Consider the following 17,565-nt stretch of genomic DNA (forward strand, 5'->3'; position numbering starts at 1 on the left):
GTTGGACTTCTGCGACCATCCGAACCGCCCGCTCACGCAGCTCGGGTGGGTACCTCTTGTTCGTTGCTGACGACATGACTCCATCTTTCCCAAAGGATGAAGTCTCCGGAAACTCCGGTGCGATTCAGAACCTCCATCCTCACATTCCAGGGCCCTCTACATCTTGTGTCTCATCGGATCATCGGAAACCGAGTTCACGCACTCCGGATCCGGAAGAGCCAAGAAACCCGGCACGGTTCACAGTTCAAATATTGGCCCTTACGATGTTCCTTCATACAACTTCACCAAGAACGGATCGACTATGAATCCTGCTGCTGGTTGGCACCAAGATCCCTACGACTCAACCATCGAACGATTTTGGGATGGTCAGCAGTGGACATCGGAGACCAGGCCTCACGAGAGTGACGATACGCGGATAGTGGGCGCTGTCGATTTCGGTGATCCGACCAACACGGGGACTAGGAGCCGGCCATGGCAGTGGGTGATCGGCGCAGGTGTTCTCGTCGCTTTTGTACTCGGTTTCGTTCTCGCTGAGGCAGTGATCGATGCCGACCCGAAACCTGATTCGGCGGTAGGGGTATCAGCGACCACCGACTCGGCCGCATCGCCAACGTCACAAATGCCGGCCGTAGCTACTACCGCTACCGTGGCTTCCTCGGTAACTCCTGCACCTGAGGTCGCGGAGACCACAAGCGAGATTTACGTGCCGACGATCCAGACTGCTCCGACGACTAAGGCTGTGCCGACAACGCAAAGGTCGCTCGAGTATTCGTGCAGCGATGCAGACTGGAGAGACACGATGGGTACTGAAGGAAATGCACTGTGCGGTTCGACCTGGACGCCGCGCAACCAGCAGCAGTACACGCTGGTTCAACCGCCAGCGGATCCCACCAACCATCTCTCGGAACCGAGCATCCCTCCGGTGCCGCCCAAGACATCAACCGTGAATACGCCGACGCAGGACTACACCATCAAAGAAGTTTATCAAGGCCAACCATGTTCAGGACCGGAGGAACGCGGTAAATTTGGCAGAGTACCGGCAGGGTGCATCGAGGATGGAAAAGGTCACTACTACTGGCAGATATTTTTCTAGCGATGGAAGTTGCGTGCTTCGCTTCGAGTGTTTCCAGAGTTGTGTTCTCGACGGTGCCGCGACTGCTGGAATCCCAGCCCCTCTCGAACGGGTGATCAGTAAGCACCAATTGACTTACGACAGCTGAGTAAATCTGACTGATCCGCCACGAGGTGACGGGCATCGTCGGGCCAACCCAAAAACGAGGTCACAAACTCTGTCGAGTTCGTAACCTCGTTGCACTTTGTGCCGGCCGTGGCCACGGAGGTAGTCGACGATCTCGGCCGGATAGCTAGCCACCGACAGATCGTAGCCACTCGCCAGAGAATGGCACGAGCGCTTCGGGCCGTCGGGGCGGCTCATCGTCACCGACACACAAGGGCAGATGCTCTCCGTGTCCGGCAACGACACAGATCCGCGCAACGTGCTGATCGACCAGATTTTCCTCGACGATTGGCGTAACGGTTGGTTCGGCGCGAACTTCAATGACGAGGAACTCAAACTCGGCCCTAAACTACGTGACGCCTTGGCGTTCTCGTATGCGGAGCAGCAGGAGATCGACGAAGACAACGCGGGCATCATGATGTCCGCGCCGTTCGAAGGTTCACCTCTCGAACAGCCCGATCAACACCAGAAGCGCACTCCAGTAGGTGAGCGGGCCGCACGACGAAAGGGCTCTCATGGTTCCGTACCTACCTTTGGGGGTACGGCATTGTCCGAGGTGCATGAAACTCGGCGCAGTCGCCAACCCCATCGTTCCGCATATGCTGACATATGCGCATCTAATTTAGAGTTCCACGGAGATCGACATGAACGTCGACCCTGATAAACACCGAATCGATGCACGAATCATACGTCCGATTAACACTCCATCGCTAAAGATACGATGCCCCTCATTTACCGTCTGTGTACCAATACCCGAACGGCACCTTGACGGTGTATATATTTAACTGCTTCGAGATACATCCGATCCGCTCAGGCGAACTTGGCGCAGACATCATGCAGACGTCACGCCACTCGTCGATTTCGTCCACTGCCTCCGAAACACCTGCTCGAGTTTCATTGAAAGAGACGGGCAGTCGTGAGTCGAACTCACTGAGAATGTCGACGACCTCTCCAAGCGCTCTGTAGCATCCCATACCCATTGATGCCAATGGTATCGATACAAGAATTGAACTTTTCACTCGCTTCAGCCTCGTACTTCTCAACGTCAACTTTGGTCAGCGCTGATATCTTTGCCGCACTCGACACTGCCGATGTTGTCGTATCCGAACCCGCCGCGGATGATGCGTCTGATTCCGATTGATTCGTCGCGCATCCCGCTAGTAGCAAAATTCCGGCACTCAATGCGGCGACTGCCACGTTCATTTTCATCAGCGCATGATGTCACGAAAATCGGACATCGCATCAACTTTGATGCTGCCGAAGGCAGTTGAACTTGGCGACCCAGGGCCACAGCAACTGCCCCACGTCGAGTAACTGAGACTCGCATCGTGTCTCAATCGCATAGCTAGATTCCCCTCTGCTCCACTACGGTGAGAAGGGTGCAAATTGGGGGCATGGTCGAGAGTTACCGCAGTTGGTGAGCAGCCCGATAGCCCCTCGTCGATTCAATGACTGTGGTAGACAGCACATTCGTGTCGACAAGACGGATCGTCGCCACTTCGGGCCTCGATCTGGACGAAGTCGGAGAATTCGTGGGTGAGTTCGAACGCTCTGCCGGAGGATGACTCTCTGTCACCCAAACTTTGAATTTTTGAACCCAGGAAACGATTCATTGTGGTCTCAGTTTTCGCATGGAAGCCAAAATCCGCCGAGGCTGTTTTGCCGGCAGTTCTGCGCGCGGCGAGCGAGAAACGAACAACCTGAGGCAGCACCGCGTCCATTGATCGCACTCGATCTGGCGCATCGAACTCCGGAAATGCCAGGATGACCCAATGTTAGGCGCGGAACGCATGCGGCGAACTCACTAAGAAACTATTCGATGTCCGACATCTGCAATTCACCATTTCGAACCGGGGGAGGAATTTTTCCACACTCTTGGTAGTAGTCGCGGGCAATCGTCTTGTTCGAGTCGTAAGCATTTTCGCTATACCAACTCTGCAGTTCAGAGCATCGATCCGATCCCCCCGAACTAGAAAATGAATCAAAGATTGCGCCACCCACGATGTACACAAGATAGCAGGCCCCGAAGATAAGTGCAGCGATCACTAAATAGGTAAAGGCGCCGATAACCTGTTCCGCCGTAATTTTGACTCGCGGACTCGTAGATTTATTGATCTTTTCTGCAGGCATTTTGGAACCGGACGGAGTTTGCGGTTCTTTCGGAAAATTTTCCTTGAACGTAGAATTTTTCTCGACCAAAACTTTGGATTTAGGCGATGGCGTGTACGAACTACCGGTACCTGGATCCTTTTTCAGCAGCACCTTGTCACCTGTCGGATGGCGTTCCGGGTCCCGCGACCTCGGTCCATGAACAGTCAACGGTGCGACTTCAGAAATCTTTTGCCCAATAAATTTAGCATCAGCATTACGCATCAATCGAAATCTGACGGTCGGCGTATTTTTGGCCGTAATATTGACATACTCGCCGTCCGCTACGTCAACTCCAGCCAAGTCCGAAATATTGAATTGTTGATTGTTGACACGACCCTCGGACGGCGTTGAACTGCGAACGAGAATTCGCATAGTTGTTACACCCAGAATCATTCCGATCTTGTCACGACCCCCGATAATGTGAGCAACTCCCAGTAGAGATTCACCTGGCCGGCAGTAAAAATACTGTCGGTAGTCTTCCCCTTCACCGCGGTTCATGGTTGGTGACGAAATATCGCTCATTTCAACACAATTCCTGTTCGTCACTTATCGGGTGGGGCGCAATAATCTCGGCGTTATTCTGTACTGAATATCACTGGGAGTCGTCAAAGCGTTACAACGCTATCCGAAGAAGGACGCCCCGTTGGGGGGAAGGACAATCGGCACCGCGATCCAGGCCAACTCAGAACACCTGACATGAGCACAGTCATCACGAAAATTTCGGCGCACTTGCGCTGACAAAACTTTCTGCGTTCGGACAGTGACCACGAGCCATCCGAACCGTTCCTCGGGCGCGAAACCCGTGCTGCCCTAGGTGTCGAGTTAATATGGCGACCCCACTCGCGCAGTCGAGAGGGAGAGCACATCGCCGAACCACCGCCGGTGCGCCCCAATTGCCCACCTTGCAGTTCCGCTCGTCAGTGTTGAGGTCCGATGCCAGCGACCGCACTGTCCTCCTGCATCCGTTCATGCTCACCGAGAACATGGTGCACAACAGCGTCAGCCATATTCGGGAAGTGGCTTCGTAGCCAAGTCTCAAACAGTTCGACGGTAGGCGCATACTCGTCGACCACCGGCATCAAGGATGTCGAGACACTTGCCGCTGATCCAGGTTCCGCCATATGTTGCACACCGCATCTCTCAGTATGGTTATGCCCCAAAGTTTTCCGCCCGTTCGATCAACGCAATCAAAATGCACTGCCACGGAACTCTTGCCCACGAAGTCGGCCTTGTCCGAGAATCGTGCCCAATCACATCGCTCGCACAAACCGCCCGAATACCGCCATCATTCCGTACCCGAGCCATCCAGACGAATCCGCTCAGATTCTATATCCGCCTCACCCCTGGCGGCCCCGTCGGACCCCGCATAATCGCTTCCCCACTCAGGCAGGAACTTTCGGACAAGTCCCCTAACCTTCTTGCCTCCGCGGGCGCACCCCTGCCAAGCCAGTGCCGCTCAGAACCCGTCCGTCCCTGGCCGGCGCATCGTGACGACCACAAGTTCTGGCTATCCGCACTGAAAAGGAAATCTCGAACGCGCGCATCGAACTTCGTGACGGTAACGGCGTGCGTCCCATACCCGATACGTAGTCGACGCACTGAGGAGAATCACGATGACTGCCGACAACAACGATGCACCCAAGGAAAAATGGTGGGCTACCGGTTCCCGCGGCGGCGCAGCACTCGCATTGGGCTTCCTTGCCACTATCGCCATGATCGGCTCGCTCACATACTTCGCACAAAAAGAGGAACCACCGCAGTACAAGGCGTTCATCCTTGATTGGCCGGGTAGTTCTTCGCAATGGAACTACCCTGTTCGCGACGTCGCACTGTACAACGCACTCAACGTGAACGCCCCGAAGGCATTCGACTACGGCGGCGAATCAACCGCCAAGAGATTAGCAACGATGATGTGCAGCGACCTCTCGCGCGGACTCAGCAAGGAACAGGCGATCAAGAATGCCATGGGATCGGCCAGCAAGTTCCCACGTCAAGATGCGCTGGGTGTATACAAATCGATCGATGACATCGGATACTGCTGATAGATCGGCTGATCGCGCAGTGAACTCCCTTGCACAGCTGAGCAGTTCGAGCCGGCACTGAATCAACCCATGTACATCTCGACCACTCACATCACTCTCCGGCCCCCTCAGATATTCGGAGAGCCGTCTGTTCTCGCCAAGGTCGCTTCCGTCCACTCCTCTCCATCGAACCAGCGAACTCTGGTCGGATCCACCTGATCGGGATACCAACCTGCTCCAACCGATGAGACGGGCCGAGCACGGGACTGTGGTTGGTGCTGCGGAGCAGTCAGGGGTTGGTACTGCATATGCTCATTTGCCGTAGCCGTGTGTGGTGCGGCAATCCGCCGCGGACGGGTCCTGTTCCACGCAAGGAAACCGTAGACCGATCCTCCTGCGCCGATGAGCATCAGAGGCCATCCAATTCCGTGACGTAGCGAAAGCGCATTCGTGCATTTCGTGTAGGCGCTGTCTGCGAACGGTCGACTGGTACTTCGCCCCAGAGCCTTGTTGTAGCTGTCGAAGAGTTCGTCGTCGTCGTTGGCCTCAGCGTTGTCCCGGGAGAACGGAGCGCCGCAGTTGACGGTCGAGAAACCGTACCCTTCGATCGTCGCGGGGAACGCGAGGACACCGAGGCCCACGATAAACAACGCGATCCCCACCCAAATAAACTTCGTTGGTGCAACGCTTCGGATCCGGTCTGACAGCGACAACTGTTGCTCCTCGTAGCTCGCACCGTCGCGTCAATACGACAGCCTATTTTCAGACGTATCGGTCTGTACGACACTTTCGTTGCACGAGGCAATCGAGTACCCATCTACTCACAGCCAAATGCAGTCAGCGGCATGCCCCCAGTCCCGGCTGAGACCGAAAACTGACGCCCGTTCCCTCTGACTACGCGAGACCACGAAATCCAGGAAAAGCACTCTGGCCAATCCGCCTGCTACACAGGTGTGTTGATCACTGGTGCACATGTCGGTCGACCGGGTCGCCCTCGACGCACTCCTCATGGCTGCGACGATTCGACGGCACACTTTCCTTCAATGGTGTGGGCGGGAGGTTCACGGATGGACTTCATCCCCGTGAGGTCCGCGCCGCACATCCGAGGAAACCTGAAGCCGTCAGCGAGAACAAACTCGATGCAGACCCCACTAATCGTGCATCGAATGATCAACTACATCACCGGACTAACAAACATCCTCCCGTAACCCGGTCACGGCGACAGCGCACGCCACTGTCATCTGATCGATGGACACGAGGTAACAAGCCGTTACCGGTTAGCGATGCTTCCAAACATGTGCGCAAACAACTCCGTTCCGGGACAACTGCTTCGAAAACCCGACCATAAGCGCATTGCCATCCTGGTCGCCGGACTCTGCGGGATCGGACTCATCGCAGGATGCAGTTCTTCGTCAACCGCAATTCCCGAATCACCAGACCAGAGCTATCTCCGCGAAGTCAATAACGCTGAAGTTCCTTTCGACAGCGACGAAGTGGCCGTCAAAGTGGGAACAGGCATGTGTGAACTGATCGAACGAGCAGTCACTAGTGGCCAGAGTATTGCCGATGCGAAGACCATCTTGAAGCAACAATCCGACCGTGCCGGTGTGTACAGCGCCGCCCACAACCTGACGATCATCACCGCTGCTGTGAACTCGTACTGCCCGGAATACGCCCCCACCAAAGTCCAGTCGACCGTACCAACTCCCCGGGCCACCACCGCCACCATGACACCCGAGGACACCCTGAACCGGATGATCAAGCAGTTCGACCAGGAAGGACTCCCGTACGAAAGTCCCCAGTGGCTGCAGGACCGCGCAACCGAAGTGTGTGCCGACTGGGAAAAGATGGGCAGCGCACGCGGATTCGAGTATTCGGTCCTCGGGCAGTCGTTGAACTTTCGTCCGGTCGACTTCGAACGATCCGGTTTGGCGGTCACCTATCTGACCCAATACGGCTGCCCGCAGTGGTTCAAGTACATCCGCTAGACCGACCCGCCGAAGGAGGAACCACATGAACAAGACACTGCCCTCGACCGCATTCAAGGTGGCTGCCGTCGCTGCTGCAATCGCAATCCTCTTTGGCGTACTCGCGCTACTGATCCCGGTGAGCGTCTCCCACGCAGGGTCCAAAGTCGGCTGCGGGAATGCGCTGATCCGCGACCGCGGACCGACTGAGAGTTACTTGATCGATCATAGTTCCAGCAGTTGGGGGAAGATACTCGGCTACGAATCCCGTTCTGTGTCATCGGATTCCTGGAATCCGTCCAGCGAGTGCACCGATGCACTGACCTTGCGTCGTTGGATCGCGTGGGTCCCGATCATCGGTGGCGTCGCGGCAGCAACCTTCGCTTTCACACGAAGACCCGCCTCGGGAACCGGACCGCGGTCGCAGGACCCTGATAGCAACCACGACCATCCCACATCGACTCTTGTTGCCGAGCGTTCCGAGGGAACACCACAGACCATCGCGACGGGAGCAATGGGCGCGCCTTCAGCAGGGTGGTACCCGGACCAGGTCGACCGCACACGTCTGAGGTGGTTCGACGGAACGCGTTGGACCGAAGCCACACTTCCCAATCCCAATCCGAACGCCGGACCGCCATCGACACCATGAACGTCGCCAACCACCAAAGATTACCGGTGGCAATCTTTTTGGAGTAAATGCGCATGAACGCCAAAATGCCTACGCCACACGCGACTCGACCGCATTGATCGGTCCACTTTCAACTCGGTCGACTATGTTGTCGGGACGATTCCCTCTCGATTCGCGGCGCCCGAACCATCCCATCCACCTGGCACACGCCTGACCGATCGGATCCCTAACTGCTCCAGAAACTCGACATAGCCCTCACCAACTGAAACTAATGTGCCTCAGCGAACTTGCACATCAAGGTCGCCAGGTCGGCCATCTCCATCGGTGCTGGAATCGTCTTCATCACCAACGGCATCAGCGAAAGGACGCAACGCGGACTGAACACTGCGGTGGTGTCTAGGGGCCCTTGTCGGCGGCCCACGGTGAGACGATCCGTCTGTCAAGTTCGCTCGATTTTGTTCGGTGTAAGCCATAAAAGTGCGCCGATGATCGCGACCATGAAGATCGCAACAAGGGCATCTACTGCGTTGCGATCTCGAAATCCGTTGACTGCGAGGATGATCAATGCCGCGGCCGCGAGTACCCACAGCAGCTTCGCGATCGATATGTGCCGCCGCCTCACAGTGCTGGCGCCGATGATCAGGGCCACAGCTGCGATCCAAACGAACCACATAATTTGCACTCCCCGCCGATTTTCGTCGCCCCTCTACCTAACACTGCAGTCTCGCACACAGTCCCGATACATCGGTACCACCGACCTGGGGAAGGCAACAACGCTGTCGCGGCACCGTCGCGTCAGTGCGCGGCCGCGATGGTAGGTGCCTGGTCCGGTGAGGACGTCGAGGTCAGGACCCGAAGATCGCGCCGAGGGAGCCGAGGGCCCGGTCCAACAGGATTCGTTGTCACACCTCAGGCTGTGCATGATTGGGTCATGAGCAGGGTGTCCCGGTGTGTCGTTGTGAGTGCGGCACGCTCAGCGTCGCGACGAACCGGTCGGCATTCGGGCTTCGTTTTGCGTAGTCGTAGGTACTCGTTCAGGGCGGGACCCGACGGCCAACCATTTCGAAGTACCGAAACACTTATCGAGTGACACCAACGATCGACCGTTACGACGCGTTGCGATCGTTCCGAGCGCAATCAACCAGTGTATCGGCTGTTCCCGCAGTGTATCCCGCATGATTCGAAGGTTCTCGTCGCCTCCGAATTATCGGGAGCACACCGAGTCGATAGCGCCACATGATCTCTCCGACAATCAGACCGGCGAACACACCGATCTTCGTTCCGTACTCCACAGACCTCACGATCAGTTCGGTGGCAGGTCCGCCGGATGGGTCGTCGACTCCCAGTCAGGTAAGCACGAGAGCCCACGTCATCAGATAGCCGATGCCGGCACCGATCACTGCGCCGCCGAGGATAGGCAGTGCCCACTCGGAACGACTGCGTCTGCGAGCCCCCGGCAACCAGATAACCGACCAGATTCGACCAGTTCGCTTCAACCACACCGTCGACACGCTGCCGACACAGTCGCCTGGTAGCCCTTGCACAGGGACATCCGATCGTCCCGCCTGATCCCGCACGTCCGGGTCGAAGCCATCGTATTGCGAAAACTGTTCAGGCACTTCAATATTTCCTTCCGCTCGTACTGTGATATCGGGTCCGCCGCGATCACCTGCCGACCCTGGACTCGCGCGTATCAAGAAGCCCGACTGCGGTGGCGATCTTCTCAACGGAATCGGATGAAGTGCACGGATGCCACCGCCGTCGACAACAGGACTTCATTTGAGATCAGGCAAACGGGAGCGATTCAGGCCTCCGCGAAGCCCAACGCGGATCCGGTGGCTGCACTATCCGGCCGCGACACCGACGATCATCATAGAAATGACCGACATCACCGCGATCGCCACGATGCCTAATAGCGGCCAGAAAAACGTGGGCATGTGATTTCGCTTTGACCGCCAGATGCCGATGATCGTTGCGACTAGGACAACAGGAATCCCGATTCACATCAGCATCATCGCCACCCCGATCGCGGTGGTGCTGCAGTCCTTGTAACACGAGGCAGTGACCATCGGGTAGAACATACTCAGCCAAAGTCCCACGAGTGCTGCACCGACGGCCAATATCCCGAATGCAATGGTGGCGATGATATCTACTGCCACCCAACGGGATCGGGGAACTCGAGTCCGACTGGCGGAACGGATAGATTTTGCGGTCACGATTTTCTCTCTGAAATTCGAGCCCTGCTAAGTGTGCGCTTTCGCCCGCAGAATTTACTGTCCCGCGGTGTGGGTCAGCACCGTCCGAGAAGGGTGTTGTACACCAAAAAGAATGACAACCGAATGCGGGGATGCAGCCAGAGCGGAAAAGAAGCAAAAGTGCGCCTAGAATTCGACGGATTCGACAGGATCCATGACATGAGCACGACGTACGCGCCGAACACCGCGACAGTCATCACGAACCAGACCACCAACGAGATGACACCGAGCTTCTTGGTGCGATCCGCTGCACGTTGGGCACCGGCGTGGTCGCCGCTCGCCCACAACGGATACACGCTCAGCGCGTGAGTGAATGCCGAAAACGCCAACGGCCAGAAGAAGACCACCGCTGCAACCGCCCAGCCGACATTCGGTCGCGGCAGGTCAGGTTGTCCGGTGAAGTCCGCCGATACAACAGCGCTCTCGTGAGTGGGTTCGTACGTGGAATACATCGTCAATGTCCTTAGCTGCTTGTTGTGAATCCGTCAGAGATTAGATGCGGGCCGAGCATGAAAAGTTCCCGAGAACAGACAACTTCTTTGCGGGCAGTGCGCCGAACACGGTCAGACCAGGGCGCTTGCCGGTCGCGCAATTATGTTCGCCGACAACGCTTTTCTATGTGAGTAGTGGTCGAGATCCTTAACTGCCCAGCGAGGAAGCGGTGGAGATCGCCATAAAAGCTCACCCGCATGATCGGGCCGTCAATGCTGCACCCAGACCCACTCTGGTCGCAGCCTCGGACTGTGTGGGCTGCAACTTCACCCTCTGCGTGAAGGGCCGGCAGCGGACTCCGCCCACATCTACGTGAGGGCCGTGTCCGAGAAAAAATATTGGTCGGGAACTTTTTGCATTCCCGCCGCATCTAACTACTGACACCAGCGAACACCTCGCTGCGTCACCACAGCGAAAGGGCTCCCATCATGGCTACTCCAACCGACACCTCCTCCACTGCTCAGGTCACCGGCAACCCCGACGATGCCCAGTTCAGCGGCAGCACCGACGCTCCCTCAGCCTCCCCCTGGACAGCTCCAGCCCCGGCCCCGGCCACGTCGCCGGCTTCGACCCCCCCGGAATCGGCACCTGTGTCCGGTTCAGATTCCGGCGGGTACAGCTCCGCCCGCGACATCGACGGCGACGGCATCATCGACACCCTCGAAATCGATCTCGACGGTGACGGCGACGTCGACCAGATCAAGCACGACACCGACGGCGACGGCATCGCGGACGTCGTGGAGATCTCCTCCGCCGGTAACGGGCAGTTCGACATCGTCGACATCGACAGCAACGGTGACGGCTATGCCGATGTCACCCTCCTCGACGTCGACAACGACGGCCGCATCGACGGCAACATCATCGACCTCAACCTCGACGGCACCGCCGACCAAGCAAACTTCGACTTCGACGGAGACGGGCGCGTCGACACCGTCCTGGTCGACACCAACAGCGACGGAATCCTCGACGCCGGCGGAATCGACACCAACGGTGACGGCTACGCCGACCAGTTCATCACCGACCCCACCCAGACCGGCGCCTGGGAACCTGTCACCGACTACCCCGATACCTCCGAAACGTACGTCCCGGAGCCGACCGCACCCGACATGACCGATCTCTGAACCGACAGATCGCAGTTCGCTTTACGTTGCTCTGCAACATCTTTCGTCGTCTTCCGCACTTCGGTGCCGTTATCTGATTGGGAAAGCTATGTACGAGTCTTTCGGTACCGACCTCACCGACACCGACAACTACACCGGTGGTGACAACTACCCCGATGACGGCACCGATCTGCTCGGCGACCTCGACCAGAACCCGCTCGGGGACAGTGCGGTGACCTGCATGCCGGCGATGCCGACCATGTTCGACGACACCCCTGCTCCGGACCCGGTGACGATGCCGGTCATGCCGTCGATGACGGTCCCCGACCTCGACCCTCAGGTGCAGCCACTGCCGGAACCGGCGGCTCCGGCGCCGCTCCCACCGAACGACGAAACCCCCCCGGCTCCCGCCGAATCCCCCGCACCCGATACCGAGGGCACGCCGGTGCCGGAGGACGGAACGTACGGCACCCCCACCGCATGGACGGGCGACTGGTTTTACCAGGAAGTCGACGGTTACTGCGGGCCGTCGTCCGTCGCGCAGGTCGTCTCCGAGTACACCGGTCTCGACATCAGTGACCCGCAGCAACTCGTCGACCGCGCCCTCGAACTGGGTTTGTTCGCGAACGGTGATCCGTCGCAGGGAATGACGTCTGCGAACATGGAAATCCTGATGGAAGACCAGGGTGTCCCGTGTCATCTCGAGCCCGGCTCGATGAGTGGTCTGGAAGAGAAACTTTCCGACGGGTACGGGGTGATCGCGATGGTCGATTCCGGTGAAATCTGGTATCCCGGAGAGGAAACCACCGAAGACAACACTGCCGATCATGCTGTCGTCGTCGTCGGGATCGACACCGAGCGTGGTGTCGTCATCCTGTCCGACCCCGGGCATCCGGACGGAAACCAATCCGAGGTCCCGATCTCGGTGTTCGAGGATGCGTGGGCCGATTCGGGGCACGAGATGCTCGTCGCCGACGCCCCCGATGTCGACCTCGCGGACAGCACTACGGTCGATCCGACGCTGGCGGCGTTGACTCCGCGGCCGTGGGCGATCATTACGCTGACCCACAGCTGACCCACCACCGAACCCCGCCACGCATGATCGATGAAAGTGAGACCGACAATGTCCGGTGACGAGCGCAGCCTGTTCGAGGAACTGGGGATCTCGAAGGAGTCGCTGCTGCCCGAACCACCCGAGGACGTGTGGTCGGCGGCTCTTGCGCGCGCGCTGGACCCCGAGAGTGCGCCGGTCGACGACGCGCTGGTTCCGCAGATGGACGACGATCCCGTTTACACCGAGTTCGGCGGGGATGGTTCGGCGTTGCTCGATGGGGACGACGGTGCCGATTCCGCTGATGGTGACGGGTCTGATGTGGACTTCCGGGACTTCGGCGACATCGACAGTTCCGACGACGCGGTGGAGGACATCGACGACATCGACCTCGGCGATGGCGGCGGCTTCTAAAGCCCGCCTCGAGGGTTTTCGGGACGAACCGGATAACGCTCCCACCGGCGAATCTTCGCAGAACGGACGCGGCGGCGGGCACCCGACCACGCACTGAGCGGCGGCCGATACTCTGACCGCGAACCAACCGGGGGGATACCGATGGACGACACCGAACTACTGGCACTGTGCCGAGAAGGCGACGCCGCAGCGTTCGGCGAACTCGTCCGCCGGCACCGCAATCACGCGTGGGCGGTGTGCCTGCAGATCACCTGGAATCAGCACGATGCGGAAGATGCTCTCCAGGACGCACTGACCGCGGCCTGGCAGAACTTGCACCGCTTCCGCGGCGACGCGAGGTTCGGTACGTGGTTGCAACGCATCGCCGCGAACGCGGCACTCGCCGCGATCCGCCGCCGCACCCCAATCCCGACAACGCCGGACGAGCATGTCGAACTTCATGATCTGGCGCCGTTGACGGCGGAGCGCGTCGTCGACGTCGATGCAGTCCGGACCGCTCTGGCCAGGCTTTCGGAAGATTTTCGGGTCGCGATCGTGCTTCGCGAATTTGCTGATTTTTCCTACGAGGAGATCGCCGAACATCAGGGGATCAACGTTCAAACGGTGCGAAGTCGCCTCAACCGGGCCCGCCGACAGCTCGCCGCCGCCCTCGCGCCCGTCGAATGACCCCAGGTCGCCGAGCTTTGGCACTGTGTTCGCCGCGGCGGTAGGTTCGTCTACCGTCCCTGGCGGTGTTTTCACTTCAGGGCGGTGGCCCGCTCGGTACCGGGTTGCGATCAGGGGAGTTGGTCGTTGAGACTACCCGCTCCGAAGCTGTCTCTTGCCTTCCGTCACAGAGAAACGCTGTGCGGGTAGACCACTTTTCCGTTCTCCTTCACCCACGTCTCGTCTGCGCCGTCGAAGCTTTCGACGAACAACTCCACCGTGGGAATCTCGGCGGCGAGCGGATCGTCAAAGGTCGCGCGGGCGTTGTGGGCGCACACCGTAAACTGCTGCCTCCGGTGTAGAGGGCGTCGATGACGAACGCGGGCGTGAAGCGGCCACCGAGAGGATCGCCGCCACGCAGCGCTGTTTCACGGCCCCGCCACCACCGGTTGAGGGCGCGTGCCCGCGTAATATCTTGTGGCGCTTCGACATCGAGGATCGTCAACTTTTGGTAGTCAGCTTCGACGAGTTCGGACAGCAGGCGCCGGCCCAGACCTGGCCAGCTGAAAGTCCCTTCCTTGACTTCCTCTCGGCCGTTCAACGACCAAGATTCCCCACGAGACTCACACCCCGTAGTCGCCCCTGAAACTCACATCCCAGGGTTCCTGTTTCACAGACAGTTGCCTCGCCTCGCTTACACGAGAAGAGGACTCACACCATCTCCACAGGCTGACACCGCCAGTCCGACGGCCAAAATATTGATCGCAGCATTCACATCCCGATCGTGAACGGCACCGCACCGACACGTCCACACCCGCACATCCAACGGCAACGACTCCACCACAACACCGCATACCGAGCAGGTCTTCGACGACGGATAAAACCGGTCGATCGCCACCACCCGCCGCCCGTACCAGCCCGCCTTGTATTCGAGCATCGACCGGAACTCCGACCACGCCGCATCCGAAATCGCCCGCGACAAACTGCGATTCTTCAGCATGTTCCGCACACTCAACGTCTCGACGGCGATCACTTGGTTTTCGCGCACCAGCCGAGTGGAGAGTTTGTGCAGATGATCGCGCCGCCGATCGGCAACGCGCCCATAGATTTTCGCTACCTTCAACCGGGCCTTCGCCCGGTTTGCGGATCCTTTCTGTTTCTTCGCCAGCGCCCGGTGGGCTTTCGCCAATCGGACGCGATCCTTCGCCTCATGACGCGGGTTGTCGATCTTCTCCCCCGTCGAGAGTGTGAACAGGCTCGTGATCCCGGCATCGACCCCCACCACTCGATCCGCCGGAGTGAACTCCGTGATCGTCTCCTCGACGAGAATCGAAAGATGGTACTGGCCACGCGAATTGCGGGACACCGTCACCTGAGATGGAACGGCACCGTCGGGCAATGGTCTCGACCATCGGATGTTCAACGGCTCCGACTGCTTCGCCAACCGAACGACACCGCCCCGGTAGGTGAAGCAGTTCGCAAAATACGTTGCCGAATCCTTCGAGACACCCTTTTTCTTGAACGTCGGATACCGGGTCTGTTTCCGCCAAAATTTGTCGAATGCGCCTTGCAGCTGCCGTAATGCTTCCTGCAGTGGCCCTTTCGACGGCTCCGCCAACCACGTCGTGTCCGGCTCACGTTTCCAGCCGGTGAGCATCTTCGACGTATCCGCATACGAAACCCGCTGCTGCTCCTGCTGCCAGGCGCGGGATCGCTCAGCCAGTGCACGGTTGTAGACGTAACGAGTGCATCCGAACGTACGGGCAAGCTGCTCAGCTTGCCCGTCGCTCGGATAGAAACGGTACTTGTAGGCCCGCTTCACCACCCCCGTAGCCATACCCGAGACACTAACGGCAGCCACCGACAGGTTCGGCTATCCCGGCCCTGAAGGACCGGGTTTGCGCCGAAGGATCATTGATCACTACGTTTTCGCCGATGTTCACGCAGCGTTCGGTAATGGCATCGATGATGATCATCGACTCCGTGTGTACGAGTGTCGCGAGCTCACGGGGCATCAGGTGGTGTCCGTCTGCGAGTTCAATCTCGAGGAGGTCGTCGTAGAAACCCTGCTCGAGCGCGTCGCGCAGTAGATAATCCTTGACTCGGTCGGCGTCGAGGACTCTCCATCCTCGGCCGGCGAGTTCGCGGCGTTCGATGCTGGAGCTTTTCCCGGCCGCGGGTGGGCCGGCCGTTGCCAGCGCCAGGAATTGCCCGCCCACGGCGATTTCGGTTTGCTCGGCCAGGTACATCTCGACGATGGTCCTGCGGGTTCGGCTACGCGATTCCGCATCCCGTGCGTGTGCGGAGGATCGGGCTCCGTTCTTGTCCAACGGCTGATTCGTGCCACAGAGTGTTTCGAGCTGAGCTGCAACCGCCTCTAATTGTTCAGAGTGCATTCGCCTGCGCACGCTGATCGGCGGTGCCCTCGAACAGTGCATGACGGTCGTCATCGGTGAGGAGGTCCCCGGCGCGTTCGATCTGATCCCACGTTCCTCGTACGTACGATTCCCCGATCGGGTCATCCTGTGCGATGTGACCGAAGGTGTAGTCCCAGTGGAGGAGTTCGCGCATCATCTGCTCGTGGCTGATGTGGCCGGCAGCGTGTTCGAGCATCACTTCACGGGGACTGCGCTCGCGGGCAGAGGGGTTCAGGCGCAACTTCTTCAGGATCCGGCTGACCTCGGGTTGCTGGACACCGAGCATCTGGGCGATGGTGCGTTGCGGGACGTTGTCGTCGGTCGCTTTGCCTACTGCTCGCAGGAGTTTGAAGTGCAGCAGTTCCTTCTCCGCTGGGATGGCGCGGAGGTCACGTTCGATTCCGTAGTCGACGGTCATCATATTCCCCTCTCAGCTGCTGTTATACGAAATTGTATCAGGTTGCCTCTTTGTTCGGGGCCTTGCCGATCGCGGCGACACCCGGATCGCCTCTGGCCGCCGACCGACAAGCCCCAACCCACCACCTCGGCCACCTGATCCGTCGCCAATGTCCCACCTGGCCGCAGCTGCTCGAATACTCTCAACCAGACGCGCACGTGTTGCCGAGAACAGGATGACCCCGATGACCGAACTCCCCGACGCCCCTTCCCCGGAGATGACAGGCCCACCGAAGGGCACGCCTGACGAGGTCATGGAGCTCGAACTCACGTTGCGACTTCCGCACCCCGTCCTCACATTGTTCTTCCGCATGGGCGAACAGTTGAACCTCGACAGCAACAAGCTCGCACGTCTGGCGATCGAGGAGTATGCCCGCAACTACTTCGATCCCGACCTCCCGAAGCCCGACCTCGGGTGGCCCGCGGTCAACGAACCGTAGCGGCAGCCCGGTGGGCGCTGCAGCCGCCGAAGGGACCATCTGACGACCCTCGATAAGGGGCGGAGCAGATTGCTGTGTCCCTCACCCCGCTCATACCCCAAGCGTGACGTTGTTGACAGTCGACTTTCGCAAAGATCTGCTCTCGTCCACACGAAAAGCTACCGGCGCTCGTGGGCAACTCGGGAGCCTTCGAATTCTCGCATCGTCAGGATCTCACGAAACATCAAGTGCGATAAGTCCTTTTACCGAATATCTCTACCCGCCCGCCAGGATCGGTGTCGGGGTGGGCAG

General features: G+C 58.9%; 20 protein-coding genes and 2 pseudogenes. 12 read left to right on the forward strand and 10 right to left on the reverse strand.

All coding sequences use genetic code 11. The annotated features are described in order from the left end of the window. Positions 1 to 301: 301 nt before the first annotated feature. The 3 genes and pseudogenes from MTX36_RS30645 to MTX36_RS27140 all read left to right on the forward strand — a co-directional run. Positions 302 to 391, forward strand: a pseudogene (locus tag MTX36_RS30645) (DUF2510 domain-containing protein); the annotation flags it as partial. Positions 392 to 799: 408 nt separating this feature from the next. Next, positions 800 to 1,093, forward strand: coding sequence for a hypothetical protein (locus MTX36_RS27135; RefSeq protein ID WP_243622767.1), 294 nt, complete (start codon positions 800 to 802; stop codon positions 1,091 to 1,093). Between the two features lie 340 nt (positions 1,094 to 1,433). After that, positions 1,434 to 1,640: pseudogene (locus MTX36_RS27140) on the forward strand (hypothetical protein); the annotation flags it as partial. A gap of 1,409 nt (positions 1,641 to 3,049) precedes the next feature. On the opposite strand, the gene MTX36_RS27145 reads toward MTX36_RS27140, so the two are convergent. Continuing rightward, positions 3,050 to 3,910, reverse strand: coding sequence for a hypothetical protein (locus MTX36_RS27145; RefSeq protein ID WP_243622768.1), 861 nt, complete (start codon positions 3,908 to 3,910; stop codon positions 3,050 to 3,052). A gap of 305 nt (positions 3,911 to 4,215) precedes the next feature. Between MTX36_RS27145 and MTX36_RS27150 the strand changes: the two genes are divergently transcribed. Both MTX36_RS27150 and MTX36_RS27155 read left to right on the forward strand, forming a co-directional pair. Then, the gene (locus MTX36_RS27150; RefSeq protein WP_243622769.1) at positions 4,216 to 4,416 is read left to right on the forward strand and encodes a hypothetical protein; all 201 of its coding nucleotides are present in this window, start codon (positions 4,216 to 4,218) and stop codon (positions 4,414 to 4,416) included. Positions 4,417 to 5,001: 585 nt separating this feature from the next. Beyond that, positions 5,002 to 5,430 (forward strand): hypothetical protein, encoded by a 429-nt coding sequence (locus MTX36_RS27155; RefSeq protein WP_243622770.1) that lies wholly within the window; start codon positions 5,002 to 5,004, stop codon positions 5,428 to 5,430. Positions 5,431 to 5,537: 107 nt separating this feature from the next. Here the strand turns inward: MTX36_RS27155 and MTX36_RS30360 are convergent, their stop codons facing one another. Beyond that, a complete protein-coding gene (locus MTX36_RS30360; RefSeq protein ID WP_243622771.1) occupies positions 5,538 to 6,071 on the reverse strand; it encodes a DUF2510 domain-containing protein in 534 nt (177 codons plus the stop codon). 633 nt (positions 6,072 to 6,704) lie between these two features. On the opposite strand from MTX36_RS30360, the gene MTX36_RS27165 reads away from it, so the two are divergent. After that, positions 6,705 to 7,397 (forward strand): DUF732 domain-containing protein, encoded by a 693-nt coding sequence (locus tag MTX36_RS27165; protein ID WP_243622772.1) that lies wholly within the window; start codon positions 6,705 to 6,707, stop codon positions 7,395 to 7,397. Between the two features lie 25 nt (positions 7,398 to 7,422). Next, on the forward strand, positions 7,423 to 8,025 hold the full coding sequence (locus MTX36_RS27170; protein ID WP_243622773.1) for a DUF2510 domain-containing protein: 603 nt from the start codon (positions 7,423 to 7,425) through the stop codon (positions 8,023 to 8,025). A gap of 418 nt (positions 8,026 to 8,443) precedes the next feature. On the opposite strand, the gene MTX36_RS27175 is transcribed toward MTX36_RS27170, so the two are convergent. The 4 genes from MTX36_RS27175 to MTX36_RS27190 form a co-directional block, all read right to left on the reverse strand. Continuing rightward, positions 8,444 to 8,677, reverse strand: a complete 234-nt coding sequence (locus MTX36_RS27175) for a hypothetical protein (protein ID WP_243622774.1) — start codon at positions 8,675 to 8,677, stop codon at positions 8,444 to 8,446. Positions 8,678 to 9,350: 673 nt separating this feature from the next. After that, complete coding sequence (locus MTX36_RS27180) at positions 9,351 to 9,623, reverse strand: hypothetical protein (RefSeq protein WP_243622775.1); 273 nt, start codon at positions 9,621 to 9,623, stop codon at positions 9,351 to 9,353. Positions 9,624 to 10,004: 381 nt separating this feature from the next. After that, entirely contained in the window at positions 10,005 to 10,163 is a 159-nt protein-coding gene (locus tag MTX36_RS27185) for a hypothetical protein (protein ID WP_243622776.1), read from the reverse strand. A 131-nt stretch (positions 10,164 to 10,294) separates the two neighbouring features. Continuing rightward, on the reverse strand, positions 10,295 to 10,711 hold the full coding sequence (locus tag MTX36_RS27190) for a CD225/dispanin family protein (protein WP_243622777.1): 417 nt from the start codon (positions 10,709 to 10,711) through the stop codon (positions 10,295 to 10,297). A gap of 468 nt (positions 10,712 to 11,179) precedes the next feature. Here MTX36_RS27190 and MTX36_RS27195 point away from each other — a divergent pair, with 468 nt between their 5' ends. The 4 genes from MTX36_RS27195 (at position 11,180) to MTX36_RS27210 (ending at position 13,982) form a co-directional block, all read left to right on the forward strand. Continuing rightward, positions 11,180 to 11,872: a hypothetical protein gene (locus MTX36_RS27195; protein ID WP_243622778.1), complete on the forward strand. Its 693-nt coding sequence runs from the start codon at positions 11,180 to 11,182 to the stop codon at positions 11,870 to 11,872. Positions 11,873 to 11,960: 88 nt separating this feature from the next. Then, positions 11,961 to 12,926: a C39 family peptidase gene (locus MTX36_RS27200; RefSeq protein ID WP_243622779.1), complete on the forward strand. Its 966-nt coding sequence runs from the start codon at positions 11,961 to 11,963 to the stop codon at positions 12,924 to 12,926. A gap of 36 nt (positions 12,927 to 12,962) precedes the next feature. Next, positions 12,963 to 13,316, forward strand: coding sequence for a hypothetical protein (locus MTX36_RS27205; protein ID WP_243622780.1), 354 nt, complete (start codon positions 12,963 to 12,965; stop codon positions 13,314 to 13,316). Between the two features lie 141 nt (positions 13,317 to 13,457). Continuing rightward, positions 13,458 to 13,982, forward strand: a complete 525-nt coding sequence (locus MTX36_RS27210; RefSeq protein ID WP_243622781.1) for an RNA polymerase sigma factor — start codon at positions 13,458 to 13,460, stop codon at positions 13,980 to 13,982. 164 nt (positions 13,983 to 14,146) lie between these two features. Here MTX36_RS27210 and MTX36_RS27215 read toward each other — a convergent pair whose 3' ends face one another. The 4 genes from MTX36_RS27215 to MTX36_RS27230 all read right to left on the reverse strand — a co-directional run bounded on the left by MTX36_RS27215 (position 14,147) and on the right by MTX36_RS27230 (position 16,799). After that, entirely contained in the window at positions 14,147 to 14,299 is a 153-nt protein-coding gene (locus tag MTX36_RS27215; protein WP_243622782.1) for a hypothetical protein, read from the reverse strand. A 356-nt stretch (positions 14,300 to 14,655) separates the two neighbouring features. After that, positions 14,656 to 15,798, reverse strand: a complete 1,143-nt coding sequence (locus MTX36_RS27220) for a transposase (RefSeq protein WP_243622783.1) — start codon at positions 15,796 to 15,798, stop codon at positions 14,656 to 14,658. Positions 15,799 to 15,808: 10 nt separating this feature from the next. After that, positions 15,809 to 16,291: a hypothetical protein gene (locus tag MTX36_RS27225; RefSeq protein ID WP_243622784.1), complete on the reverse strand. Its 483-nt coding sequence runs from the start codon at positions 16,289 to 16,291 to the stop codon at positions 15,809 to 15,811. A 55-nt stretch (positions 16,292 to 16,346) separates the two neighbouring features. Continuing rightward, positions 16,347 to 16,799 (reverse strand): hypothetical protein, encoded by a 453-nt coding sequence (locus tag MTX36_RS27230; protein ID WP_243622785.1) that lies wholly within the window; start codon positions 16,797 to 16,799, stop codon positions 16,347 to 16,349. Between the two features lie 220 nt (positions 16,800 to 17,019). On the opposite strand from MTX36_RS27230, the gene MTX36_RS27235 reads away from it, so the two are divergent. After that, on the forward strand, positions 17,020 to 17,274 hold the full coding sequence (locus MTX36_RS27235) for a hypothetical protein (protein ID WP_243622786.1): 255 nt from the start codon (positions 17,020 to 17,022) through the stop codon (positions 17,272 to 17,274). Positions 17,275 to 17,565 lie beyond the last annotated feature (291 nt).

Origin of the sequence: Rhodococcus sp. ARC_M6 (assembly GCF_022810305.1) — a bacterium.
Taxonomy (GTDB): Bacteria; Actinomycetota; Actinomycetes; order Mycobacteriales; family Mycobacteriaceae; genus Rhodococcus_F.

Bases quoted from the DNA above. Each gene is read 5' to 3' on its own strand.
- MTX36_RS27135 (WP_243622767.1), top strand. From the start codon at position 800: ATGGGTACTGAAGGAAATGCACTGTGCGGTTCGACCTGGACGCCGCGC.
- MTX36_RS27145 (WP_243622768.1), bottom strand. From the start codon at position 3,910: ATGAGCGATATTTCGTCACCAACCATGAACCGCGGTGAAGGGGAAGAC.
- MTX36_RS27150 (WP_243622769.1), top strand. From the start codon at position 4,216: ATGGCGACCCCACTCGCGCAGTCGAGAGGGAGAGCACATCGCCGAACC.
- MTX36_RS27155 (WP_243622770.1), top strand. From the start codon at position 5,002: ATGACTGCCGACAACAACGATGCACCCAAGGAAAAATGGTGGGCTACC.
- MTX36_RS27165 (WP_243622772.1), top strand. From the start codon at position 6,705: ATGTGCGCAAACAACTCCGTTCCGGGACAACTGCTTCGAAAACCCGAC.
- MTX36_RS27170 (WP_243622773.1), top strand. From the start codon at position 7,423: ATGAACAAGACACTGCCCTCGACCGCATTCAAGGTGGCTGCCGTCGCT.
- MTX36_RS27175 (WP_243622774.1), bottom strand. From the start codon at position 8,677: ATGTGGTTCGTTTGGATCGCAGCTGTGGCCCTGATCATCGGCGCCAGC.
- MTX36_RS27190 (WP_243622777.1), bottom strand. From the start codon at position 10,711: ATGTATTCCACGTACGAACCCACTCACGAGAGCGCTGTTGTATCGGCG.
- MTX36_RS27195 (WP_243622778.1), top strand. From the start codon at position 11,180: ATGGCTACTCCAACCGACACCTCCTCCACTGCTCAGGTCACCGGCAAC.
- MTX36_RS27200 (WP_243622779.1), top strand. From the start codon at position 11,961: ATGTACGAGTCTTTCGGTACCGACCTCACCGACACCGACAACTACACC.
- MTX36_RS27210 (WP_243622781.1), top strand. From the start codon at position 13,458: ATGGACGACACCGAACTACTGGCACTGTGCCGAGAAGGCGACGCCGCA.
- MTX36_RS27220 (WP_243622783.1), bottom strand. From the start codon at position 15,798: ATGGCTACGGGGGTGGTGAAGCGGGCCTACAAGTACCGTTTCTATCCG.
- MTX36_RS27230 (WP_243622785.1), bottom strand. From the start codon at position 16,799: ATGATGACCGTCGACTACGGAATCGAACGTGACCTCCGCGCCATCCCA.
- MTX36_RS27235 (WP_243622786.1), top strand. From the start codon at position 17,020: ATGACCGAACTCCCCGACGCCCCTTCCCCGGAGATGACAGGCCCACCG.